The 24,314-nt window shown below is 37.8% G+C and carries 21 protein-coding genes; 6 read left to right on the top strand and 15 right to left on the bottom strand.

The features are described from left to right. The 3 genes from MKL51_RS17265 to MKL51_RS17275 form a co-directional block, all read right to left on the bottom strand. Positions 1 to 1,968: fimbria/pilus outer membrane usher protein (locus MKL51_RS17265; RefSeq protein ID WP_270904375.1), on the bottom strand; the 1,968-nt coding region annotated here is incomplete at its 3' end. A gap of 40 nt (positions 1,969 to 2,008) precedes the next feature. Continuing rightward, positions 2,009 to 2,716: a fimbrial biogenesis chaperone gene (locus MKL51_RS17270; protein ID WP_002115167.1), complete on the bottom strand. Its 708-nt coding sequence runs from the start codon at positions 2,714 to 2,716 to the stop codon at positions 2,009 to 2,011. Positions 2,717 to 2,798: 82 nt separating this feature from the next. After that, entirely contained in the window at positions 2,799 to 3,329 is a 531-nt protein-coding gene (locus tag MKL51_RS17275; protein ID WP_005068793.1) for a Csu type fimbrial protein, read from the bottom strand. Positions 3,330 to 4,011: 682 nt separating this feature from the next. Here MKL51_RS17275 and MKL51_RS17280 point away from each other — a divergent pair. The 3 genes from MKL51_RS17280 to MKL51_RS17290 all read left to right on the top strand — a co-directional run bounded on the left by MKL51_RS17280 (position 4,012) and on the right by MKL51_RS17290 (position 7,509). Then, on the top strand, positions 4,012 to 5,685 hold the full coding sequence (locus MKL51_RS17280; protein ID WP_017480927.1) for an FMN-binding glutamate synthase family protein: 1,674 nt from the start codon (positions 4,012 to 4,014) through the stop codon (positions 5,683 to 5,685). Positions 5,686 to 5,896: 211 nt separating this feature from the next. Further along, positions 5,897 to 6,952: a linear amide C-N hydrolase gene (locus tag MKL51_RS17285; RefSeq protein ID WP_017387349.1), complete on the top strand. Its 1,056-nt coding sequence runs from the start codon at positions 5,897 to 5,899 to the stop codon at positions 6,950 to 6,952. 62 nt (positions 6,953 to 7,014) lie between these two features. Further along, the gene (locus tag MKL51_RS17290; RefSeq protein ID WP_017480925.1) at positions 7,015 to 7,509 is read left to right on the top strand and encodes a hypothetical protein; all 495 of its coding nucleotides are present in this window, start codon (positions 7,015 to 7,017) and stop codon (positions 7,507 to 7,509) included. A gap of 56 nt (positions 7,510 to 7,565) precedes the next feature. On the opposite strand, the gene MKL51_RS17295 is transcribed toward MKL51_RS17290, so the two are convergent. The 5 genes from MKL51_RS17295 to MKL51_RS17315 all read right to left on the bottom strand — a co-directional run bounded on the left by MKL51_RS17295 (position 7,566) and on the right by MKL51_RS17315 (position 11,764). Continuing rightward, positions 7,566 to 8,594: an alpha/beta hydrolase gene (locus MKL51_RS17295; protein WP_002115207.1), complete on the bottom strand. Its 1,029-nt coding sequence runs from the start codon at positions 8,592 to 8,594 to the stop codon at positions 7,566 to 7,568. After that, entirely contained in the window at positions 8,594 to 9,718 is a 1,125-nt protein-coding gene (locus MKL51_RS17300; RefSeq protein ID WP_002115205.1) for a YdcF family protein, read from the bottom strand. The genes MKL51_RS17295 and MKL51_RS17300 overlap by 1 nt, the downstream gene beginning before the upstream one ends. A 4-nt stretch (positions 9,719 to 9,722) precedes the next feature. Beyond that, positions 9,723 to 10,757 (bottom strand): UDP-N-acetylmuramate dehydrogenase, encoded by a 1,035-nt coding sequence (gene murB / locus MKL51_RS17305; protein ID WP_017480924.1) that lies wholly within the window; start codon positions 10,755 to 10,757, stop codon positions 9,723 to 9,725. Between the two features lie 19 nt (positions 10,758 to 10,776). Continuing rightward, positions 10,777 to 11,280 carry a low molecular weight protein-tyrosine-phosphatase gene (locus tag MKL51_RS17310; protein ID WP_270904372.1) on the bottom strand — a complete coding sequence of 168 codons (504 nt, stop codon included), beginning with the start codon at positions 11,278 to 11,280 and terminating at the stop codon, positions 10,777 to 10,779. 256 nt (positions 11,281 to 11,536) lie between these two features. Beyond that, positions 11,537 to 11,764: a tautomerase family protein gene (locus MKL51_RS17315; RefSeq protein ID WP_032007406.1), complete on the bottom strand. Its 228-nt coding sequence runs from the start codon at positions 11,762 to 11,764 to the stop codon at positions 11,537 to 11,539. Positions 11,765 to 11,826: 62 nt separating this feature from the next. On the opposite strand from MKL51_RS17315, the gene MKL51_RS17320 reads away from it, so the two are divergent. Continuing rightward, positions 11,827 to 12,294, top strand: a complete 468-nt coding sequence (locus MKL51_RS17320) for a winged helix-turn-helix transcriptional regulator (protein WP_017480922.1) — start codon at positions 11,827 to 11,829, stop codon at positions 12,292 to 12,294. Positions 12,295 to 12,475: 181 nt separating this feature from the next. Here the strand turns inward: MKL51_RS17320 and MKL51_RS17325 are convergent, their stop codons facing one another. Together MKL51_RS17325 and MKL51_RS17330 are read right to left on the bottom strand one after the other, a co-directional pair. Next, positions 12,476 to 12,706 (bottom strand): hypothetical protein, encoded by a 231-nt coding sequence (locus MKL51_RS17325; RefSeq protein WP_005068773.1) that lies wholly within the window; start codon positions 12,704 to 12,706, stop codon positions 12,476 to 12,478. A 289-nt stretch (positions 12,707 to 12,995) separates the two neighbouring features. Beyond that, positions 12,996 to 13,325, bottom strand: a complete 330-nt coding sequence (locus MKL51_RS17330; protein ID WP_029767006.1) for a YcgJ family protein — start codon at positions 13,323 to 13,325, stop codon at positions 12,996 to 12,998. 341 nt (positions 13,326 to 13,666) lie between these two features. On the opposite strand from MKL51_RS17330, the gene MKL51_RS17335 reads away from it, so the two are divergent. Both MKL51_RS17335 and MKL51_RS17340 read left to right on the top strand, forming a co-directional pair. Further along, entirely contained in the window at positions 13,667 to 14,824 is a 1,158-nt protein-coding gene (locus MKL51_RS17335; protein ID WP_017480921.1) for an iron-containing alcohol dehydrogenase, read from the top strand. Next, a complete protein-coding gene (locus MKL51_RS17340; RefSeq protein WP_032042460.1) occupies positions 14,824 to 15,258 on the top strand; it encodes an acyl-CoA thioesterase in 435 nt (144 codons plus the stop codon). The genes MKL51_RS17335 and MKL51_RS17340 overlap by 1 nt, the downstream gene beginning before the upstream one ends. A 48-nt stretch (positions 15,259 to 15,306) precedes the next feature. Here MKL51_RS17340 and MKL51_RS17345 read toward each other — a convergent pair whose 3' ends face one another. The 5 genes from MKL51_RS17345 to amvA all read right to left on the bottom strand — a co-directional run bounded on the left by MKL51_RS17345 (position 15,307) and on the right by amvA (position 24,286). Then, positions 15,307 to 17,535 (bottom strand): phosphocholine-specific phospholipase C, encoded by a 2,229-nt coding sequence (locus MKL51_RS17345; RefSeq protein ID WP_032007407.1) that lies wholly within the window; start codon positions 17,533 to 17,535, stop codon positions 15,307 to 15,309. 324 nt (positions 17,536 to 17,859) lie between these two features. After that, the gene (locus MKL51_RS17350) at positions 17,860 to 19,989 is read right to left on the bottom strand and encodes a DNA polymerase III subunit gamma/tau (protein WP_270904373.1); all 2,130 of its coding nucleotides are present in this window, start codon (positions 19,987 to 19,989) and stop codon (positions 17,860 to 17,862) included. 123 nt (positions 19,990 to 20,112) lie between these two features. Further along, positions 20,113 to 20,745 (bottom strand): metalloprotease secretion chaperone CpaB, encoded by a 633-nt coding sequence (gene cpaB, locus MKL51_RS17355; RefSeq protein ID WP_032007409.1) that lies wholly within the window; start codon positions 20,743 to 20,745, stop codon positions 20,113 to 20,115. A 22-nt stretch (positions 20,746 to 20,767) separates the two neighbouring features. Continuing rightward, on the bottom strand, positions 20,768 to 22,549 hold the full coding sequence (gene cpaA, locus MKL51_RS17360; RefSeq protein WP_032007410.1) for a metalloendopeptidase CpaA: 1,782 nt from the start codon (positions 22,547 to 22,549) through the stop codon (positions 20,768 to 20,770). Positions 22,550 to 22,807: 258 nt separating this feature from the next. Then, positions 22,808 to 24,286: a multidrug efflux MFS transporter AmvA gene (amvA, locus tag MKL51_RS17365; protein ID WP_032007411.1), complete on the bottom strand. Its 1,479-nt coding sequence runs from the start codon at positions 24,284 to 24,286 to the stop codon at positions 22,808 to 22,810. Positions 24,287 to 24,314: the final 28 nt, after the last annotated feature.

Consider the following 24,314-nt stretch of genomic DNA (forward strand, 5'->3'; position numbering starts at 1 on the left):
AATTTGGCTTTGTGGCCCGGCATTAGTTACAACCGCATAGCCCTCTCCAATTTCATTGGCCGCAAAGATACGTCCCGCCGCCGCAACCAATGATCCTGTCGCCGAAAGTGCAACCTGATCGTTGTCGCCAAATCGGTTATAACGTCCCGTCAGGTAAGCTGCTCGTGCTCGGTAAGATGCATAGACCGATGCATTGTTTTCTTTTGCATCCTGATCTCGCTCAACATAGCCACCCCAGCCAAATGAACCAATTTGGGGTTCTGACAAACCGAATATTTCTTGGCGGTACCGTAGGCTACCGCTGTCACTAGATACACTCGTGATCGCATTCACTCTACTGGACGGGGTATATCGCAGCGCAAAATAAATGCCATAGTCCTTATGGTTTTCATAATCTTTATAAGCTGACGCATAAAAGCCCCAGTTCTTGTCCAGACTTCCACTTAAATTGCTAGACAGTAACTTGTAAGAGTTGTCACTATATTTAATCTGGTTATAACCCAGATAAACCCCATAGCCTGCATAAAAGTTATAGTTAATCCCTGCCCTGAAAATCTCATCTGCCAATGCGCTGTAGTTCAGGTAGTTCTGTGACTCGGCATTGATCTGGTTATCTTTTAAATATCTCACTTGAGATACACGGGCAAGGTCAAAATAGTTATCAAATACTTTGCGGTAACTGGTGTTAAATGAAATATTTTTACTGATGCGTCCTTCTAAACCCAGCAAGGCAGAATAGCCGTTTTCATCTTTATATTGGCTCGCTGCAATGTCAGCATTGATCACGCCAATACCCAAAACATTCTTGGCAAATCCTGTGCCGAGATTCGACAGACCATCTGTTGAAGCCTCTGCACCGCCACTTAAGGTCAGTGAATTGTTGTAGCCATATCGGATCGCACCTGAGGCAAAAGTGACATCATCATAATCATTTGAATAAAGCCCATAGTTGTAGCGTGGCATACCCACATCTACTGAAAACTCATTTATGCCTTTTGCCAGAATCTTCGATGAAAAATAGTACGGCTTTTTGGTAATGCTCTGCTGTCCCGTTGCATCGGTAGTCACCAGTGTGACTTCATTTCCCGAAATAAACGGGAGCTGTTTAATATCAAATGGACCTGATGGCACTAACCCCGAATAAATCTTTTGCTGATTGACATATAAATCTAGCGTTGAAGGCAGTGCTGCCGAGCCTGAGAATTGCGGGAGTGCCGAAGTGACAATATCACCGCGTTGACTATAAGCACTCGACCACTGAAAACCGGCAAGACGGACACTACTGCCCCAGTCTGGGCTATTAGAAATAAAATCCCCTAGGGTATATATCCTGATCTTTTCAGGGTCGACATATTGCCACTTACTTTCCAGTCGTACCCACTTTTCATGGCTATAACTATTTTCATTACTACCGTTATATAAAACGCCTGAAGAAAAGTTACCGATTGCGCTGTTAAAGATCCCTTCTGCCGTACCTGAGAAAACATTCTCATCATTGGTTATGGTGTTATACAGGCTGTAATTCAGAATAGCCGCGTTTAAGGGTTTCATCTTTAGCAAATTCGGGCTAGTGATCTGCTGGCCATTTAAGTCAACTGAGTAACCCGTTAACATGTTCGGCGGAACTTTTAAGTTTAGAGATTGCTCATTTTCGAGATATTTAAACTGGATTCCGTTTAGATCATTAATACACACCCACTGATTATCTGGGATATGTTCACCCATTTTTAGTCTTAAAGTTTTTAAATCACGAGAGCGGATATATAATTTTCTATCTTGATCCTGCCGTACCGATATTAAATCTTTAGAAACATTTGAATTAACAGAAATATTTAAAAATAGCTGTACATATCCCTGATCAGAACCAAATGCCTGATGAGCAGAATTCGGAACTTCGGGAATACTTGGTAAGACAGCATTGGTACTATCTTGTAATGATTCAGCAGCGGCATGAATCGGCAAGTACATAACACATAAGGCACTTACGATATATTTCATATGTGCCTCTTTAAAGAGATGTTTGCTTACCGTTAATATTTAATAAAATATTATATTTATGACCTGCTTGAAATTTAAAATCAGGACTAATATTAAAATTTCTCGCTTTCCCAGCAAGAATATAACCATTCACGGTATTTACTTTAATGGTATAGCTTTTATTTGCTGTTGTATCCACAAGTATTAAGTTATTTAAAAGCGCATGTCGATTACCAACATTACTTATGGTGAGATAAGCGTTATTTTGTTCTTGTTGTATTGACCAATTCAGTTTAGTAATCGCATCTTTATTCACTACAAATACAGGTAATGACGAACGTAGTAGTACGTTAACCCCTTGATCAGCTTTACGACTATCAATTGGTTTTGGTAACTCATCAATAATAATACGATAAGTTTTTTCACCAGAAATAAGTTCTGGGTTAATTCTAACTACACGTAAGTTATAAGAGTCACTAGGCTGTAGTTTTAAAAATGGTGGACTAATTACAATCTCATCCGTAGGGATTAACTGATCTTGACCAGCATTTTGTCTCCATTCAAATACACGCACCTGCAAATCAGCGCTTTCATTTGACTGATTATATAAACTAATGGAAGAGGCAGCCTGATCACTCAATATTTCAACACTAACAGGTGAAAGGCGGATTGATGCTGCATTTAGCATACTAGGCAAAAATAATAATAAACTTGTCACAACAAAGATATTTTTTTTCATGATTTGCCCAGAACTACTTTTCTCAAATTGAGCTAGCTCCTTTAAAAAGAGCTAGCGATGACGCAATAAAACTTATTAAAAATTAATAAGTCACTGTTACAGTCACAGTGTCAACATAGCTACCTGCACTTGGTAAAGTTGAGCCAGCAGGAATACGACCATAGACGTTAACTGTTTGTGCTGCACCAGTACCAGTACCGCTATATGCAGTTGTTGCAATACCAATTGCTGTTGCACGGTTAGTATCTGAGAAAAGGTTGTAAGGAATGTATTCGTTGCTAGCCGCCCCACCAATCATACGACGTTGTGTCGATTGAGCATTTTTCCCTGCGTCAAAAGCCAAAGTCCATGGCACAGTGTTGTTACATAACACTTTAATTGCAGTACCACCTGTTGTTGTGGTGTCTGCATCTACGTTGCTTGCAAGCGAACTTAACGTACCAAAGTCTAAAATTGCATTTGACGTAGTACCTGTTGCAGAAGTGTTGAGAACACAACTGTTTGTAATCGTTGCTTTAACAGTTAGTGTACCGGTTGCGTTAGCTGCATTTGCAACATTGATAGACGTTAAACCCATAGCAATTGCTGATAAACAAATGAGAGACTTATTCATGGTTAAAAACCTTTTTACATTACGCCAATAAAATTAATAGATGTAAAAATTAGCCTTCCCCATCACAATCACTAGTTCTTCTGACTGTTTTTTCAAAGCGTTATTTTTTTACTCTACTAGTTGCGCATAATACAAAAAAACAACAAAAACACTAATATTTGTTTCATTCCAAATATCAATTAATAATCAAAATTTTGATTGATTTCTCAATTATAAAAATTTTTATGGTTGGCCCCACTCTTTTTATTAAGTTTCGATAATTTCATTTATATTTTTATTAGTTTCTCTAAAAAATTTTAATTTTTCATTAGTTAAAATTTACCATCAACATTCATATTTTATATTTTTTTAAAGTTTGGTCAAAAAAATAAGAATAAAAAGTAAGCACCTGATTATTCTATATATTTTAAATGAATAAGAAAATAATACTTTATGAATAAGAAATCTAAGTGTTTTATCACATCTTTATAATTTTTTTGAGATTTCAATGACTAGTGGCAGGTCTTCACTACTAAAAAGTATGTATTGCTAGCTCAACTATTTCTAAAAATTAAATGAAAAATCAAACCCAATAATCTTTGGATTTTGTTATACCGTCCTTAAGCTAACAATTCCATACTTGTGGTTTTAGTTCCTTCTTGGCAAGGTATGTATCAGTAAAACATTAGGAATTTGTTCCAATATGGCGAGTCCAGCACAAATCATTCGACATAAATTTCTCAATACATTCTTTTCACGCCATTCTCTCTGGTTTTTATGTATTTTTACTGCGCTCAGCATCACATGGTTTCGAACCGTCTATACCCCTCATAGTATCTATTATTTTATTTCTGATACTCTCCTTAATGGTTTATGGGTAGTTACAGGCGCTTTAAGCCTATTAGGCCTCTATGATGTTTTACAAAATAAACATTCTATTTTAAGAAACTACCCAATTATGGGACATTTTCGTTTTTTGTTTGAAGATATACGCCCCGAAATTCGTCAATACTTTATTGAAGCGGATCAAGATGCTCTACCTTTTTCTCGCATGCAACGAAGCTTAGTTTATCAACGTGCTAAAAACGAAAATGCAGATAAACCTTTTGGCTCAATTATTGATGTCTATCAAGAGAATTACCGCTTTATTGTCCACTCAATAAGCCCTTGCCCACCAGCTGATCCAAAAAGCTTCCGCATTCAGGTGGGTAATGCGCAATGCCTTCAACCCTATAGCGCATCCATTATGAATATCTCTGCCATGAGCTTTGGTAGTTTAAGTGCCAATGCAATTCGAGCACTCAATAAAGGAGCGCAATTAGGTGGGTTTTATCACGATACTGGTGAAGGTAGCTTAAGCCCTTATCATCTCGAAAATGGTGGAGATATTGTTTGGCAAATTGCCAGTGGTTATTTTGGTTGCCGTACCCTAGATGGAAAATTTGACGAGCAAAAATTTGCTAAACAATCTCAATTGCCACAGATCAAAATGATCGAATTAAAGCTTTCACAAGGTGCAAAACCGGGCCATGGCGGTATCTTACCTAAGCATAAAATTACCGAAGAAATTGCTCAAATCCGTGGCGTTTCACGCGATCATGATTGTATTTCTCCTGCTAAGCATTCTAGTTTTTCTACCCCAATTGAAATGATGCATTTCTTACAGAAGCTGCGAACATTATCTAGCGGCAAGCCAGTTGGTTTTAAACTGTGTATTGGCCAACCTTGGCAATTCATGAGTATTGTTAAAGCAATGCTTGAAACAAAAATTGTTCCTGACTTTATTGTTGTAGATGGTTCCGAAGGTGGTACTGGTGCAGCACCAATTGAGTTTAGTGACAATATTGGTACCCCATTACGAGAGGGCTTACGCTTTGTCCATAATACTCTTGTCGGTGCAGGACTAAGAGATCAAGTTAAAATTGGCGCAAGTGGTAAAATCATTAGTGCTTTTGATATCGCTAGCACTTTTGCACTCGGTGCAGACTGGGTTAATTCAGCACGTGGTTTCATGTTTGCAGTTGGGTGTATTCAGGCACAAAGCTGCCACACCAACCAATGCCCTGTAGGTGTAGCGACTCAAGACAAAGATCGTCAAAAAGCAATTGATGTACCGACTAAATCAGAACGAGTATTTAATTTTCATAAAAATACCTTGCATGCATTATCAGAAATGATCGCTGCTGCGGGTTTACGCCATCCTTCTGATATTAAAGCTCATCATTTGGCTCAGCGAGTAAATGACCGTGAAATTAAGAACTATGCTCAGTTGCATTTTTTCTTGAAAGAAGGTGAACTTTTACAATCTGAACTTAATAATGACGATGATAATTTCTACTATCGAATGTGGAATATGGCTGATGCCAATCATTTTTAATTTATATTAATTTTTATAAGTTGAGCATCACCTTTATAGTGTGATGCTCTTCCATATTTAAACCTAATATGTGATTTTTGCTTAAATTTCACTCCCCTTTTAATTTGTATTTAATAGATTTTTCACCTAATATAAAAGTATAAATAACGTACACATTTTAATTTTATTTAATAAAAATTTTTTAATGCTTATAACAAGAAGGTACCTCATCATGTTGAAAAAAACATTCATCTCTTCTTTTGTTGCAATCGCTGTAGGCTTAAGTAGCTATGCTGTTGCTTGTACACGTGCCGTATATTTAGGTAATAATCAACATATTATTACTGCTCGCTCAATGGACTGGAAGGTTGATACAGGTACCAACTTATGGATTATGCCAAGCGGGGTTAGCCGTGACGGTAGCGCTGGTCCCAATTCAATAAAATGGACGTCGAAATATGGAAGTGTAATTGCTACAGGTTATGAAGTTTCCACAACAGATGGAATGAATGAAGCAGGTTTGGTTGCTAATATTTTATGGTTAGTAGAGTCTGAATACCCAGATGCAAAAAAGACAGATAAGCCTTTATTAAGTATTGCAGCATGGGCTCAATATGTACTCGATAATTTTGCAACTGTAGATGAAGCCGTTAAGGCCTTAGAAAAAGAACCCTACACTATTATTACCGACAATGTTCCCGGTGAAACACGGCTCACCACCTTACATTTATCTATTTCTGATAAAACAGGTGATAGCGCAATTATCGAATATATTGGTGGAAAACAAGTGATTCACCATAGCCGAAGCTATCAAGTCATGACCAATTCACCTACTTTCGATAAACAACTTGCACTTGTTGAATATTGGAAGCAAATTGGCGGAACGATTATGCTTCCCGGTACGAATAGAGCATCTGATCGCTTTGCACGTGCATCATTTTATATTAACGCTATTCCTAAAAATGATAATACAAAACAAGCACAAGCCTCTGTATTTAGTGTGATTCGCAATGCATCTGTTCCCTATGGGCTAAATACTCAAGAAGAACCTAATATCTCTTCGACTCGCTGGCGAACTGTTGCCGACCACAAACAGATGCTCTACTTTTTTGAATCCGCTCTCTCACCAAATGTATTTTGGGTTGACTTAAAAAAGATTAACTTTAAAGATGGTAAAACTCGTAGACTGGATTTAGGACCTGATCAAAGCCATATCTATGCAGGTGATGCCACCTCTTCCTTTAAAATTGCAAAACCATTTGTATTTTTAGGTCCAACTACGCGTTAATTTATGTCAAAATTTATTACTCTTAACATAAATAATATTAAACATACGATCTTGGAATTTATATGATGAAGAAATCTCTACTCTTATTGGGTTCATGTCTACTTACTGCAGCGTGTAGCACCACACAGGTTAGTACACCAGCTCCTAAAGAGGTAAAGACAGCTGGTCAACTAAACTGCTCACCAACTGAACTATGCCCAAGCTTATTGGTTAAATGGAACGAAAATCAAAAAAATCAGCTTCGTGTAGATGTTCATTTAAGTAGTAGTTATAACTTTTATGATATTAACGCTTTGACCTTTGATATTGATGGTAAACGATTCAGTTACGAACCAGCTCAAGCCACTGAAAAGACAAATGTGAGCCGATTAGTACCTAAACATTCAACCACTTACTTTGTTATTCCAAGTCAATTCCTACAAGAATTTAAAAATGCTCAAAATGTGAATGTTTTAATCAAAACAGATAAAGGAACAATCGAGCGCAATATGTATAGTCCACAAAAGCAGTCTTCGGTTTATAAAAACTTTATGCAGCTTTATCAAAATTCAAAATAAACTACAAAGATTAAATAATGCATCTATCTAGAATTTTGGATAGATGCATTATTTTTCTAATAATAAAAATGTTTTGGCTTTGCATGCAAAAAGGCTGGAATCAATCCTGTTAATGCCGCACGTATATCTGCACGTTCATTAATTAATTGATGAGAGCCTTCTTCAAGCATTAACAACGTTTGGAGCCTAAATTTACGACGAATAAATTCAATGTTGTAACGCCAATCAACCGTCTGATCGAGAGCACCTTGTGCAAGCCAGACTGGGATACGGCAAGCAGGTCGCTCTTCCATTTCTTGCATCCATTTTGACATGGCCAAAATCCAGTCCATGCCCATCATTCGGGGTTGCAAAGGATCCTTTAAACGAATAAAACGCAAAAATTCAGGATTATGATTATTACGTCTAAAATGCCTTGGCACTTGACGTTTAATACGGCGAATAATGCCTAATCCAACGGGGTTATGCCACCATGCGGTTTTTGCGGGGCGAATTAGCGGAGAAAGTAAAAGTACACGATCTACAATCGGATCTTGGCGTTTTTCAGCATATTCTAATAAGTGATGCATCCAAATTGCTCCACCCGTACTTTGACCAATACCGACCCATGGTTTAGGTAACTGATCTGCATGTTTCACATATTGATAAACAGCCATCAAAACTTGCTGGTAATGATCAAAGTTTTTAATGCTGGCTGGTGAACCATCACTTAATCCATGCCCCGGCAAATCATAAGTAATGATACTAAAGCCCTGCTCAAGAATTTCACGAATAATTGGCTGGTAAATACCGCTATGCTCAAGATAGCCATGCAATAGACAAACTGTACCTTGTATTTTTTCTACTTTAGGTTTGAAAACTTGCACATGCAAACGGAATAAAGGCATTTGAACATAGCCTTGCCAATGGTCACATTCAAGTAAATGTAAACCATACAATTTGCGATAGGCCAGCAAATCACGAGAAGGTTCTTCTAATGTGTTTAAATTAAGTGGACTCAAAACCTGCGGCGTAAGATCACGATTAGGAACCGGTAAATCTAATTGTTTTAATACGGCAGGATTGAGAAATGGAATATCTGACATTAAGGAACCTCTCGACAATCACTTGAGCCAAACAACATGTCACGAATTGTCGCAAGTAATTCATAATTTGCACGGCGGCTATGATCGTAATTTTGCACACTTGGTTGCCAGCGTGTCAGTGGAGTTGGCATTGGAGCCACAACAGGAATAGTTTCTATACCATTTAAAGCAAAAAGTCGGCGTGTACGCGGCATATGATATTCATCTGTAACCAACATGACTGTCGGTGCCCCGCCTTTTTTCTGAAGCAATAAAGAGCTAAAACGGGTATTTTCACAGGTATTCATACTACGCTTTTCTAATAGCTTTGCATCAACACCGCGCTCTTTTAACCAAGCTTGCATATAAGGTGCTTCTACACCGCTAAGCACAATAGGCAGATGATTTTGTTTTTCAACTTCTAAAGTTTTTTCTAATCGCAAACGCGTATAGCCATTAACAACAATATCCTTACCATTTTTATCTAAGGTTAATCCGCCACCCAACACAACAATTGCATAAGGCTCTGATAACTTTTTAGGTTGTACAGGTAATGGATTTTTACGCACATACTCGACTTTTTGTTCAGGTTCACTAACAGCTTTCTGGTGCTCTGGCACCACAGGTTTTCTTGCTAAAAACTCTGTATATTGCTCAGTAAGCGCTTTATTTTCAGAACTATTAATAAAAAGTGCTTCGTCAACAGGACTACTCGCCTCATCTGCGGCATCAATTTCTGAGTTTTTAGCGACTAAAGGAACCGTTACAGATGCTGCTTGCTCTTCCGAATCCTGCTCCTTTTCTTCTAAAAGAATAATTTGCTGCAAGGCTTTATAATTCTCTTGAATATAGGTCAGATCAGACGTTCTTTTTTCACGTAACGCTTGCTCTGTCAGTTTTAAATAAGCCTGACGAGCGATCCATAAATTTGAACCCGGCTCTAAATTATCATGCTCACTTAATGCAGCCTGTCTCTGGCTCTCAGCAGCGACTTGATTAACATCAACAGGTACAAAATAGTTAAGCCCAGCTACAATAAGTTTTGAATAAAATGGCGAATATAAAAAAACCACGAAACAGCCTAATAGTACAAATAGCACGGTGACTACTTGTACTAAACGTACCATTAAGTGTACTTTTGGCATAAAACTATTCCGTATGATTTTCAATTAAACCTAAACTGTTATAAAGCACAGGCTCTGGTTCTAACATAATATGGAAAAGCTGATCAACATCATGTTGTACAGCCTGATAAGTTTTCCTTACATCAGCTAGAGATGCATTGGCATAATTCACCAGAACTAATGCCTGTTTATGGAACATCCCTACCATATCGAGTTGCTTCCCTTTCCAACCCGCCTGATCAATTAACCATCCTGCTGCAATTTTAACGTTTCCGTTAGCTTGAGGATAATGTGGAATTGTTGAGAATTGTGTGACTAAGCGTTCAAACTCTTGAGGTTTAACAATCGGATTTTTAAAGAAACTCCCGACATTAGGATACTCTTTTGGATCAGGAAGTTTACTTTGTCGAATATGGATGACCTGATTTTGTAAATTTTCGGCAGTCTGATTGTCTCCAACTGCTTGTTTCAAGTCGCCGTAGTTAAGTTTTAAGTGCGGCTGTTTAAGCAATTTAAAAGTAACATGCGTGATAATGTAACGGTTCGGATCATCTTTAAAAATACTATGGCGGTAAGCGAAATGGCAGTCGGCCGCTAAAATTGTCTGAGTTTGCTTTAATTTACGGTCATACACTTGTACTGACTCAATAAACTCGCCTACCTCTACCCCATACGCCCCAATGTTTTGTACGGGTGAAGCACCAACTAAACCTGGAATAAGGGCTAAATTTTGCAAACCAAACCAGTTCTGTTCAGTGCTGTATAAAACAAAATCATGCCAGACTTGGCCTGCGCCAACTTTAACCCGCACAAAATCATCATCGTTTGATAAAACTTCAATTCCCTGAATATCAAGATGAATCACTAAAGCATTGATCTGCTGCGGTAATAACATATTACTACCGCCCGATAATACAAGTACATTTAACTGATACTGCTCAGCAAACTCTAAAGCTGATTCAATATCTTGAATACTGCCAACTTTAGTATAGTGAGAAACAGTTGCATCTAAACTTAGAGTATTGAATGGCTTAAGCTGTACTTGATTCTGAATTTGCATTGTATTGAAAAACCTATTCTTAAACATTCAATTGTTTTTTTAAAATATTGACCCACGCCAAACTACTGGACTCACATTGATTGAGTACACGTTCAAAACCATCAGCACCGCCATAATAAGGATCAGGCAACGCTTGTTGTGGGTATTCAGGATCATGCTCACTCATTAAAGCTACTTTTGCACGAATTTGATGTGCGCCAAATTGGGAAACGGCTCTTTGCAACACGTCATGAATATCTTCAAAATTTTGATGATCCATTGCCAAAATCAAATCAAACTCTAAAAAGTCTTGAGTTGAAAGTTGTCTTGCACGTAAAGATGATAGGTCATAACCCCTTTTTTTGGCATGCAACTGACTACGCTGATCAGGCGATTTATTTGGATGATAATTACTCGTTCCAGCTGAATCGACAATAACATTGAGTTGATGCGCGTCACAATATTGTCTAAAAACCACTTCAGCCGTGGGAGAACGGCAAATATTTCCTAAACAGACACATAACACCTTATATTGTGTTTCCATTAGAAATTACTTCCAAACATTTGAATTACATAAAAATAAACGGGATCATGCACAATCTTAACAGACTATAAGTTTATAAGAACCAAATTGACCATTGTGACTTGTTGCATTTTGTCAAAACTCCCTTGGGTTGAAAAGGAAAATAATGTTTATCAATAGATTAAAAGTTGATAAATCAGACGATAAATTAGCTAATCTTGTATTTTTGTAGTAATTAAATAAAAATAAAGCCCTAATTTATAGGGCTTTACAAACATCACTTTGATGCAGTGATTATTTCAATCATTTCCTTTGTTGGTCTTAAGCTGCCTAACTGCCAATGTTCAGGAGGATGCTCATCAATTCTTATCCAAACATGTTCACGAAAAGCAGGATTTCCCTTTCCTTCTATTTCTACAAATAAATCCGTAATTCGCTTGAAAAGCTCAGCCTTACTATCTTTATCTAGTAAACCTTCTATAGTTTGTATATTTATAAATGGCATAATGCTACCTGAATTAATGCTAGGTCTAAATTATAGACCCATACTAATTGGAGCTCCCACTGATGTCAAATCAAATTATTCCAGATCATAAATTTCCAGTAGATGTATGTGGGATCTTCAAAATTACAGAAATATTGAATGACAGATGGACGATCCTCTTGCTAAGAGAAGCCTTCTATGGGGTAACAAAATTTAATGATTTTTTAGAAAATACAGGCATATCAAAGCAAATTTTATCTAATCGTCTAAAGCATCTCATCCAATTAGAAATATTTGAATTATCAATTTATAAAGAAGTTGGTGAGCGAGAACGTAAAGAATACTTACTCACTAAAAAAGGCAAAAGTCTAAATATTGTCTTACTCGCCATGCTTGAGTCTGGCGGTAATTTTATTGAAGCTGGTAAAGATGTGGTGAAAGTTTTTAATAAGAGTACTGATGATGAACTTAAATTAAAACTTGTTGATTCTTCTAATCAAGTTATAGATTTTAAGAATTTGGAACTTAAGCTCATTCATAGCAAAAAATAAATTTTTATAACTCAGCTACCCTGATCATAAAGTCCTCAGTATGCTTTTATAAAGAAATAAAAAAAGCCTACTCTTTCAAGTAGGCTTTCCCCTTATGACTTTTGCGCTGATCATTCAGGTTTATTGTTGTTTAAAGCAACGGAAGGATCTTACAGAAATACTTAAGAATAAAAAAGCTTATTTACTTAACTGAATGTAAGTACTCATAGGCTCCTTTTTCGTTACTCTCAAGTTTAATGACTGCATCCGTTTCGTCATTTAGTGTCAGGTTAAATACTTTTTCACCATCATATGAAATTTGGTGGCCCATACGAAACTCTGAATCAAGTGACTCAAGAATAATAAAATTTCCTTCATTGTTCGAAGCAATATAGTAAGTGTTGTTCCGATGAACATATCTAATTGTGTACATCACTATTTAAATTCCACCTAAAAATTATGTTTTTTCTTAATAATAAAAAGATCCTTTTTTCCTTCCCAATCAGAAAGGATCCTACCGAAAACTAAACCCTCCCTTATTAATTATTACCCCTGATCATTTAGTATTTTTTCACCCTATACTATTAAATTGATATTACAGAAATACTTAATAATAAAAAACCCCGCCATTAGTCGATAGTTAGCGGGGTCTTTTGCGATTTAATTTTACTTTTATAGACTCATCTATCAGAGATATTTACCTCATTTCTGCAATAGAAAAATTATTTATTTTTAAAAAGCTTATCTGTCATTTTTCTATCAATTTTACTGCGATGCCCATTCTCAAAGTATCGATCGACATGGCATAGTTTTGTTTTAGTATCACAGAACACACCGTTTGAGAGCGTAAACGCTGAAGTATCAAAATCACCTTGAGAGAAGGCTTTATTCGCTTTATAAGTGCCTAAATATTTAGCTGTAAGCTTTTTAGAAACACCTTTTTTGTCAGCACAAATATATTTGTCACAAATTACACCTTTTGTAGGCGAATATACACTAGAGCTGGTTTTCGCGATTGCTGCCGAGCTAAGCATCAAACACGTACATCCCATAATACTAAGAAAAGTTTTAGAAATTTTCACTTTTTAGAACCGATAAAATTATAAATTGTTAAGGCATTATGTAAATTAGAAGCTTGTCAGAAAATCTACAGAACCCTATAAATAACAAAAAGCCCACTTTTCAACGAGGGTTTAAATATTTTGGTAATCCTCACTTACATATGGGACCCAACATTGCAAAAAAGTATTTATCTATGGGTGGCACAAGGCTTAAGAAAAGCATAGTCACGTCAGAACTACTTTATTTTAAAGTTTCTTATGCTAACTTATTTAGAGATTGAATCTTATAGAGCCATTCAACAATAATGTTCAAAAATAAGGAAATAATGTATATGAGCTATTTTCAATTTCAAACCGTTCCAAATATCATCTCTGGCTTAGGCTCTATACAAGAATTACAAAATGTTTTGTCGTCAAAAGCTTACCGTAAGTTATTGCTAGTCACCGATGCAGGCATGGTTAAAAATCAATTACACCGTCCCATCCTGCAAATTTTAGATAACCTCAACATTGAATATGTCATCTATGCTGATGTGCAAGCTGATCCACCTGAACAAGTAGTACTAGATGCAGCCAATTACGCTAAACAGCAAAATGTTGATGTCATTATTGGTTTTGGGGGTGGTAGTTCTCTAGATGTTGCAAAAGTTATTGCTTTACTCGCCCACCCTAACCAGACCCAAAGTTTGCAAGAGATGTACGGCGTAAACCAAGTCACTACAGCTCGCCTTCCGCTTATTTTGATTCCAACAACAGCCGGAACAGGCTCAGAAGTAACGCCAATCTCCATTGTCACCACTGGTGAGACGACAAAAATGGGGATTGTCTCTCCAGTACTCTACGCCGACACTGCAATTCTTGATGCAAATTTTACCCAAAATCTACCTGTTCATATTACGGCCGCCACAGGTATTGATGCGATGGTACATGCTATTGAGGCATATACCTCAAAACATAAAAAAAATATTTATACGGATATTTTAGCCAAGCATGCTTTGAAATTGTTAAACCATAACTTACCGAAAGTTCTTAAAGATGGTAATGATTTAGAAGCACGTCAAAACATGCTGTTCGGTTCAATGCTCGCGGGTCAAGCCTTTGCAAACTCGCCCGTTGCTGCGGTACATGCTTTAGCTTATCCACTGGGTGGACATTTTAATTTGTCGCATGGTCATACCAATGCCTTAGTATTGGTTGAAGTATTAAAGTTTAATGCACCAAATGCAAAAAAATACTATGCAGAGCTTATGCAATGGCTTGATCCATATAGTAATGGCAGCACAGATGGTTTATGTGATCTGTTTATTGACCATATGCAGAACCATTTAGACCGTAGTGGTTTGACTTTAAGACTTAGTGATTTGGGTATTGATGAGTCCAGTTTACCTCGACTTGCTCAAGATGCCATGTTGCAAACCCGCTTACTACAAAATAACCCACGTGACATGACAGAAGCCGCTGCTTTGGCAATTTATCAGGCGATTCATTAATGACTAAACCAGTTTTAAAAAACCGTGATCAATTTAAGTTCTTTTTAGACATTCAAACGCGTTGGGCAGATAACGACATCTATGGTCATGTAAATAATGTGACTTACTATAGTTATTTTGATACAGCAGCCAATGCTTTATTGATTCAAAAAACAGGTTTTGATATTCATGAAGCAAAAGCAATTGGGTTAGTGGTCGATTCAGCGTGTAGTTTTTTTCAAGAGTTATCATTTCCTGAGATTATTCAAGTAGGTGTTGCGATTGGCAAAATCGGCACGACTTCTCTACGCTATGAGTTAGCAATCTTTAAACAAGGTCAAGATCAAGCCTCAGCTCAAGGACATTTTGTGCATGTTTTTGTTGATCGCGAAACGCGTAAGACTGTGCCAATTTCCGAGACAGTTCGTGAGGTTTTAGAGAATTTCTTATTATAAAAAATGAGGCAAAAAGAAAATACACAGCTCTTTTTGCCTCGTCTTAGCTTACATCATTGCAGGATCACTAAAGGAATCTTCACCCGTTTCGACTCGACCAGCAAAACGTCGGTAATAATATGGATCACTTTGACTGGTAATTTCAAAATCATACCAATGCCCTACATCGGCCAAAGCCCAATGCTGCTTAACAACCTGTCCCGCTTTTACGGTAAGTTGTAACGGCGTATCTTGTCGATATGCACAAGGTTTTACCGTCAATATTGCATCCTTAGTACCATCATTCATGAGTTCAACGTATACATCGCCATTGGCAATGTCATAGCACACTCGAATTTCAGGTTTAACGCCACTATCAACAATACGTTGAGTATCCCCTTTGAAATGACGATGATAGCCATTTGGACCAAGTACCCATAGGTCATAACGACCTAAATTATCTTTTAAAGCGTCCCATACATCATCTAGAGTCTTATTCGGCTCGACAATATAACGCTTTGGAATACGGTCTAAATTGAGCTTGTCATAAACATGGAAAACCGCTGCTTGCGTACCCGTATTAGAGAAAATCAATTGCACTTTGCCATCAGTACTACAGCGTGCGCTGGTGTGTAGCTCGTAAGGTAACGCACGTGAAAGACGTATACCACTTTGCTGAATCGGTAACTTCGTATCCGTGGGTACAGGCACAGCTGGTAAAGCTTCTTGATTTTCTCTTAACTCATCTGCTTGCACACGTGTTTGTTTACCATTCAGCTGCGGTAAAACATCTGCATTTGGTGTTTTAAAGTTAAATGCACTGGTCAAATCACCACACACTGCACGGCGATACGCACTGATATTCGGCTCTTTTACACCAAAACGTTTTTCTAAGAACATGAGCACAGAGGTATGGTCAAACACTTGTGAGTTCACCCAACCACCACGACTCCATGGGGAAATCACATATAACGGAACACGAGGGCCTGGTCCATAAACTCGTCCATCCGGTGTAGGCTGTGAATGACTTCCTTCAGGCGCGGCATGGTCAAAGTATTCGTCCTGCATATCGGCACTACTTAATGTCGATTTGCCAGCATACTGACCATTTTTAAGTCGAGATGGCGCTGATGGCGATGGCATATGGTCAAAGTAACCATCATTTTCATCAAAGTTGATAAGTAGCGCAGTTTTACTCCACACCTCTGGTACAGCAGTTAATGCATCAATAATTTCTTGAATAAACCAAGCTCCTTGAACTGGGCTTGAAGGGTCTGGATGTTCGCAATAAATCGATGGCGCATTAATCCAAGAGACTTGAGGTAACTTCCCTTCACGAATGTCGCGTTTAAAAGCATCAAGATATTCTTCTGGTTTATTACCCGGTAGCGTATTTGCAATGCCCTTATATAATGGATTTTTGGCATTATCAGTTGCAGCATCATAGGCTTTATACGGTAGTTTTTGACCCGTATCAGCATACGGTTTATTCGGTTCGCCGCCACTTGCAACCGGATAACCAGAAGCAATGTTGGCCTTTCTAAACGATCGAAATGCACCCAACATATTATCGCCCCATTCATCTGGCATATTTTGATAACAAATCCAACTTACCCCTGCTTCTTCTAAGCGTTCGGCATAAGTTTTCCATGTATAACCACGGTCTGCCGTCGCTGGGTTACCATCAATCCAATCCCACTCGTTGTTTACAAATGAACGCTTGGTCGGTGTTGCACCATTTGTACCCGTTAAATGATAAGAACGGTTTGCATCTGTTCCAGTGTGCATAGAGCAATGGTAGGCATCACAAATCGTAAAAGCATTTGCAAGCGCAAACTGATATGGAATTTCTTTTTCTTTAAAATAACCCATTGAGATATCAGTTTTATGAGCTGGCCAATTCGCCATACGCCCATTATCCCAAGCCAGCTGACTGTCATTCCACGTATGTGGCGTACCATCTGCACGCTGCGCATTATTGGCTGTACCATCTAAATGAAAAGGCGTTAAAACTTGCCCATTACTTCTAAGCTGCTCCCAAACACGGCGGCCACTTGGCAAAGGAATCGTAAAACGATCGGCAAACCCTCGGACGCCTTTTAATGTTCCGAAGTAATGGTCAAAAGATCGGTTTTCCTGCATTAAAATAATAACGTGCTCGACATCCTGAATGGTTCCAGTTTTATTATTTGCAGGAATTGCTAAAGCTTTTTGAATACTAGATGGGAAAGTTGCCAATGCCGCAGCACCAAAACCCATATTTAAAGAGTAATTTAAAAATTTACGACGTGTAATCATGATCAGGTTCTTTTTATTATTTAAGTTTATGGAGCACAGCGCATTACAGGCTTTTTACCTGTTTCTGGTGTATTTGAACTATCATTTGCAGAGTCGTTACAACCACTCAGCAGAATCGCGCCGATTAATAAAAAATATGAATATTTAAAACAATTTATTCCAATGCATTGCCTTTTCATGACGATATATAGTCCATTTAAAATCTAAAATGGCTAACATAGAAAAGTACAATGACAGTGACATGACCCAAATATTTCAATCCAATGAAGAATATGAAAACTCTATTATTTTCATATTCTGCACCAGATCAAAAATCAGATGAATTTAAGGCTTTAATTGAATATTTTGTAGTTCGCCATCAAAAGTTTCTATGAGACTCTTAATAACTGGCTGTTGCTGTAATAGCTCAGCTGCTCGGTGAAAGGCTTTTTCTTTACGTGCACTTTGAATAGTGTAGGGAGTAGATGTATTCAAAGCACCATATTCAACTGTAAACTGAGTATTCGGCCATTGCTCATTTAATGCATCAATAAGGCCTTGTTGTAATTGGGTCAGCATATTTTCATATTCTTGAGGAATATGGAAAATAGTATTGCCACCAATTTCACCAGTCATCACACCATGTTGAGCAAGTTCTTGAACGGCTGGAGAAAGCTGACTATTTCTAAACCAATATTCCCACTTTTCGAGTGTCCACTCACCTTCCAAAACTTGAGGAGAAAGCTTCAAGATATCTTGAGGCATCAACTGACCGTGATCAGTTGCACTAGGCTCTTTTACAACGGCAACTATTTCTGTTTGAACCATTACTTCGGCTTGTACAAATGACTGTTGTTCAATAACAGGTTCAGAAGACAAATCAGGAGTTATAGGCACATCTTGACCAAGGGAAAATTTAGCGCTAGATGTCTCAAACAAACCTTGAGGTTCAGCAGTGAAAGCTGGTTCAGGTTCAATATTTTTAGTTTGTGTTTCTGCCTGAACTTGTACTAACTTTTGTTCTGGTACCGGAATGAAATCTTCTTCAAGAACACTAACACTAACAGTCTCTTGAACAACTGCTGAATCAAGCCCAATCAGCTCATGATGATTTGGGTCAAATACCATTAAATCCTGATTAGACTGAGGTTCAGGTTCAGGTTCAGGTTCAGGTTCAGGTTCAGGTTCAGGTTCAGGTTCAGGTTCAGGTTCAGGTTCAGGTTCAGGTTCAGGTTCAGGTTCAACCATAGCGGGCTGGCTAATAACTTCAACAGGTTGAACCGTATTTACTGGAGTAATCTCTTGGACTATTGGCTGAGGTTGTGAATTTAGACCTACTTCTGCTTGTCCATTTTGTTGAACAGGCTCTGACACCACAATTTCATTTGGTGCTAAAGGACGGAATGCCAACAAGCGTAAAACACACATTTCAAAACCTTGCTCTTGCGTCACGGCAAGTTGCAAGTCTGAACGACCTTTACATGCGATTTGGTAATATAGCTGTAAATCTTGAGCAGAAATCAGCTTAGACAGTTGCATGATCTTGCGATTGATTTCATCGCTATATTTCAAACTCAAATCAGGTAGATATTGCAAAATTGCCAATTCATGCAATGTCGAAATCAACTGATCAAGCACAAGTGAAACATCTAGCGCTTGGTGTCTAAATTGTAATAAAAGCTGACTAACTTTCTCACGTTGGTTTTGATGAATCGCCAAAATCAAATCATAAATGATCGTACGGTCGATTAGACCAAGCATTTCTTTAACATCTTGGTGATGTACAGAACCCTGCCCGTAAGCAATGGCTTGATCAGTTAAAGATAATGCATCACGCAGTGAACCTTGAGCAGATTCAGCAATTTGCCAAATTGCATCTTGATCAGCATTAATTTGCTCTTTTTCAAGAATAGCGCCAAGATGCTTTGTAATTTCATCAACGGCTAAAGGTCGTAGAGTAAATTGCAAACAACGTGAAATGACTGTAATCGGTAGCTTTTGTGGATCAGTCGTAGCAAACAGAAACTTAACGTGTTCCGGTGGTTCTTCTAGTGTTTTTAATAACGCATTAAAAGAATGCGTCGATAGCATATGTACTTCGTCAATCAGATAAACTTTAAAACGACCTTGCGTTGGCGCATAAGGAACGTTGTCTAAAAGTTCACGCGTATCTTCTACTTTGGTTCTTGAAGCAGCATCGATTTCAATTAGGTCAATAAAACGGCCTTCATTTACCGCTTTACAGGTTGCACAGACTTCACATGGTGTAGAAGTTACACCCGTTTCACAGTTCAAACACTTGGCTAAAATACGTGCGATTGTAGTTTTACCTACACCACGGGTTCCTGTAAATAAATAAGCATGGTGAAGACGACCGCGTTCCAATGCACTGCTTAATGCACGAGAAACGTGGTTTTGCCCCACTAACTCATTGAAATTACGTGGACGGTATTTTCTAGCAAGTACTTGATACATGTATGCTCCTTGTTACAGGCATAAGCATACTTTGTTTTTAAAAGAGTGTGAACGCATAAAGCTCATATCCGTACAGATAAACTGCGAACTGGCTTCTTTTCTCTACCAGAACCGTTTATTTGTCTAAGGATGATCATGGTGTAACTCCTGATCTGTAACACCCTCATCCATCGTTTGCACGAGCCCCACACCATCCTTAATTTCAGCCGAATAATTTCCCTTCTCGGTAAAAATTTGCATGATTGTATAATGGTCTTTTTGACTTTGAGTAATGGTAAAGAAATTCTGATTCGGATCGCCCTGATCAAATTTCCCAGTCCATCGAACAATATCTTGGTCAACAGGTTCGATCTCTACAATTTTACCCGTGCGATTAATGCCATATTGCAACATTTGGAACTTAACAGTGTCGCCCACTTTTTTAAGTTCAATCACATTTGGATCATATTTAATGACCATACCTTCTGCATTTTTAATTAGTGGAAAATTAACATTAGAAGGCAGTTGATCCTTTTCTATTTCATTAAAAATAATCTGTTGCTGAGACAATCTTTCTTTTTCGGACGGACTCAAATTCAGTATATTTTGACGAGCAAATTCATTCTGATTATCTGCCAGTTTTTGCCCAGTCCCTTGCCCATTTTCTGAAGACGACGTTAAAGCAGAAGAGCTCTGCTGTGAAAAGGCAAACCAGATTAAAACTGCTAACGCCACACAAGCGATAGCAGTTCCTATTAACAATTTATTTTTCTTCATTATTTACAGCTAAAAATAGAGATTAGTTATACAGAGAAATTTTCTGCGCATTCAGGTTAATCACACTAACCGCATCAATTTTTCCTTCTACACCTAAACGTACACCATATTTCGGGTTGTATAGATATGGACTCGAATAGAAATTAATATTATTGCCACCCATTGCAGTACTTCCTAACGGATGGGCAAAACCTGAGCCAATATTAGTTGAACCATTATGGTACAGACCAAGATTGTGCCCGACTTCATGACGCATGGCCGCGAAAGAACAACCTGCAATATCATTTGCGCCAATCATGTTATATGCAGAAGCATTAATCCAAGCCCAACCACAACCACCGTCACCAGGTTCATTACCTTGATAATAAACACCGTCTGCCAATACACGTTTTCGCTCATTTTGTACCGTGGTGTCATCTCGTCCAGTAGAGATTGCTTCTTTTAGAGTAGCAGCAGGAATTTTATAGGTTAAATAGCCCACCTCTCTTAAGTAAAAACGTGCATTTGAATTTTCAGAGGTTAAATTTGTTAAATTTACGCCTTCAATCATTCTAAGTTTTGCAGCGCTCTCTCCTAAAATTGCATTTACTTCTGGACTAGAAACCAACAACATATCAATTGTATAACTATCTACTGTCCAGCCTTGAGCGGTGTACATAAAACGGCGATTTTCACCATTTTTAATTGCGGTAGACAAGCCATTAGCAGCATTAATATAGGTGTCTGCCGATGCATTTGACACAATAACAACTTTATCGCCGACTTGAGCTTTAGCAGGTAGTTGTAAGGTTGGCTGCCAATTTGAGGTAGAAAGTTTTACCTTTAAAGTAGGCTGAGTCATATTCGGTAAAGTTGCAGGGATTGTTGCGGCTGAATCAATCACCTTTGTAGGTGAAGAGATCAACTGCCAATAGCCTTTGTCGCTTACATACATAAACTCATATTGATCGCCTGTTTTAAGCGTTAGGGTCGCTTGGCTATTAATATTTGTATTATTAATTTTTGCAGACCAAGTTGCAGTAGACTTAATAATAATTCTATCTCGATCACTTGCAGTGGTCGGCAAAGTGAAATTGGAAACCCAGTTTCCATCTCCAAATGAAATTTCTGTAAGTGGACTATTAACTATCGCTAATGACGTTCCAATTTGCTGAACATTTAACTTCTGAGGTTTTATATACTCTGGAACCCATTTTCCTAAAGCAGAATAATATTTGAACCAATATTCAGAGCCATTTTTTAATGTAAAACTGCTCGGGAATAGTAAATTTGTTTTATCAATGTCCGAACTTGCACTTGCTGTAGAAACAACTTGTACGGTTGTTCCATCACGGACATCACTCGGTAATGCTATGGTTTGTGCCCATTTGTCATTTTGAATAAGTACTTTTTGCATTGATGCAGTTGTTAATGGAACGACTTCATAGGTCGCACCATTAGTAGGACTCACTGTCGCTAACTGAGCGATCCATTTATTTTGACTACTATTAAAGATGAATTGGTAAACATCACCACTATTTATCTTTAATACTTCTAACGGAATATTGGTATTAGAAGTATCTAAATAGCTACTATAGGCAGCACTAGAACGAATTGTAATTTTGTCCAAATTATTAGCGCTTGTGGGTAAAGTAAGGTTTTTGACCCAATTCCCATTTGCTAGATTAAATTCTAAATCTGAATAACCGGATGGAATTGATCCACTATTATTATTCTGATTTGGTGAAAGTACAGTTGCGGCATATACAAGTGAAGACGCAACAATTGCTCCAATAATGAGTGATGTTTTTAATTTAAAATTCACAGCAGCCTCTTTTATTTGTTTTTAGATTTTTCGAATAGCAGGTTAGCAAACCATTTTTACACAGTCAATTTCACAACAATTAATTTTTCATTAAATTTCAATTACATGACAACTGAATCATTTTGAAATAAAAATATGAACCTTTTTAAAGAATAGTTTATTTATGAGAATTAAATAACCAATTTTTAATATGTAGAAAATATTAAAAAGATATTTAAGGATAAAAAGAAAGGTAGCCTCTCTTTTTATTCTTTAGTTTTAATTTACTTTCTTTGGAAAGCTAAACCAGACAAATACAGTTAAAAGGAAGAAACAAATAGCTGAAATGGTAAGCACCCAACTATGGGCATAGCTAAAAGCTTGCTGCGCAACTGCAATTAATTGTCCTCCCAAAGGATTTTCAAGGTTAGACGCTAATTGCATGGTTTCTCCAATCGAGATACTCGCTTTTTCAATTAAGTCCGTTGGGAGCTGTTCTGGCAAAATAATTGAACGACTATAAAACCAAGACAACATTAATCCAAATATAGCAACGCCCAAACCAGCCCCAAGCTCATAGGCCATGCCTTCAATGGCACCTGCTGCACTCGCCTTTTGCGGAGGTACAGATGACATAATGGCGGCAGTTGAAGCCAATAAGGCAATCTCAATGCTAAAGCCTAAAAAGACCATACACGTCCACGCTAAGAAGTGGTCGGTCGAAAAGTTAAGCTGAGCAAGCCCCCATAAACTAAATCCACTTATTAAAATACCAACAGTAGATACAAGTCTAAGTCCCCATTTATTTAAACAAATTCCTGCTAATGGACCACCCAAACTAATTGCGATCATAAATGGAATAATAAACATGGCTGCCTGTAATGGTGAAAACCCATGTACAAACTGCAACTCTTGAGACAAGAGTAATTCAAACCCAACCAGAGCAATCATAGAAACAACGGCCATAACAATACTGGTAGAAATCACTGGATGTTTAAATAATTCCAGATCAATCATTGGTGTCGTAGCTCTATTTTGGCTTCGAATGAAGTGAATTAAAGTACTTATTCCAACCACAAACATCACAACCGTAAGCATCGAGAAGTTGTACATCGCCGATTTGATTGAATAGATGAGGCTTAAAATGGCTACAACCAAAATTAAAGCTTGCCCTAAGTTAATTGGCTGATCAGTTTTCTCTTGTTGTTTAGGAATAATCATCACGATCATGACCAGAACGACTAAAATAATCGGGATATTGATGAGGAATACAGCTCCCCAATGGAAATGTTCTAGTACAAATCCACCAACTAATGGACCAAAAGCAGCTCCGCCACCACCCACTGTAGACCAAAGACCAAGTGCAAAATTCCTCTGCTTTTCTTCAGTAAAGGCATTACGGATGCCGGATAAAGTGGCAGGAATAAGCATAGCTGCCCCTAGCCCTAAGACAGCACGAGAAGCAATTAAGGCATAGGCAGTTGGAGAAAAAGCCGCAGCTAACGAACCCACACCAAAAACTGCAGTTCCAATAAATAATAATTTTTTAAAGCCAATACGATCGCCAAGTGCACCCATTGGCAAAATCAAACCCGCCATAATCAGTGAATAAATATCAATAACCCATAAAAGCTGATTGGCAGTTAAATTCAATGCTGCACTTAAAGATGGTGTTGCAACATGCATCACCGTTGCATCAATCGTAACTGGTAAATATATAAGGACGATAATTGTCAGGATTAACCATTTTTTTTGCATAACGCTCTTCAATATCCAAAACTTGGAC

The sequence above is a fragment of the Acinetobacter sp. AOR18_HL genome (assembly GCF_027855145.1).
Classification (GTDB): Bacteria; Pseudomonadota; Gammaproteobacteria; order Pseudomonadales; family Moraxellaceae; genus Acinetobacter; species Acinetobacter pittii.

Coding starts and splice junctions, on each gene's coding strand:
- MKL51_RS17270 (WP_002115167.1), bottom strand. CDS start 2,716: ATGAAAAAAAATATCTTTGTTGTGACAAGTTTATTATTATTTTTGCCT.
- MKL51_RS17275 (WP_005068793.1), bottom strand. CDS start 3,329: ATGAATAAGTCTCTCATTTGTTTATCAGCAATTGCTATGGGTTTAACG.
- MKL51_RS17280 (WP_017480927.1), top strand. CDS start 4,012: ATGGCGAGTCCAGCACAAATCATTCGACATAAATTTCTCAATACATTC.
- MKL51_RS17285 (WP_017387349.1), top strand. CDS start 5,897: ATGTTGAAAAAAACATTCATCTCTTCTTTTGTTGCAATCGCTGTAGGC.
- MKL51_RS17290 (WP_017480925.1), top strand. CDS start 7,015: ATGATGAAGAAATCTCTACTCTTATTGGGTTCATGTCTACTTACTGCA.
- MKL51_RS17295 (WP_002115207.1), bottom strand. CDS start 8,594: ATGTCAGATATTCCATTTCTCAATCCTGCCGTATTAAAACAATTAGAT.
- MKL51_RS17300 (WP_002115205.1), bottom strand. CDS start 9,718: ATGCCAAAAGTACACTTAATGGTACGTTTAGTACAAGTAGTCACCGTG.
- murB (WP_017480924.1), bottom strand. CDS start 10,757: ATGCAAATTCAGAATCAAGTACAGCTTAAGCCATTCAATACTCTAAGT.
- MKL51_RS17310 (WP_270904372.1), bottom strand. CDS start 11,280: ATGGAAACACAATATAAGGTGTTATGTGTCTGTTTAGGAAATATTTGC.
- MKL51_RS17315 (WP_032007406.1), bottom strand. CDS start 11,764: ATGCCATTTATAAATATACAAACTATAGAAGGTTTACTAGATAAAGAT.
- MKL51_RS17320 (WP_017480922.1), top strand. CDS start 11,827: ATGTCAAATCAAATTATTCCAGATCATAAATTTCCAGTAGATGTATGT.
- MKL51_RS17325 (WP_005068773.1), bottom strand. CDS start 12,706: ATGTACACAATTAGATATGTTCATCGGAACAACACTTACTATATTGCT.
- MKL51_RS17330 (WP_029767006.1), bottom strand. CDS start 13,325: ATGGGATGTACGTGTTTGATGCTTAGCTCGGCAGCAATCGCGAAAACC.
- MKL51_RS17335 (WP_017480921.1), top strand. CDS start 13,667: ATGAGCTATTTTCAATTTCAAACCGTTCCAAATATCATCTCTGGCTTA.
- MKL51_RS17340 (WP_032042460.1), top strand. CDS start 14,824: ATGACTAAACCAGTTTTAAAAAACCGTGATCAATTTAAGTTCTTTTTA.
- MKL51_RS17345 (WP_032007407.1), bottom strand. CDS start 17,535: ATGATTACACGTCGTAAATTTTTAAATTACTCTTTAAATATGGGTTTT.
- MKL51_RS17350 (WP_270904373.1), bottom strand. CDS start 19,989: ATGTATCAAGTACTTGCTAGAAAATACCGTCCACGTAATTTCAATGAG.
- cpaB (WP_032007409.1), bottom strand. CDS start 20,745: ATGAAGAAAAATAAATTGTTAATAGGAACTGCTATCGCTTGTGTGGCG.
- amvA (WP_032007411.1), bottom strand. CDS start 24,286: ATGCAAAAAAAATGGTTAATCCTGACAATTATCGTCCTTATATATTTA.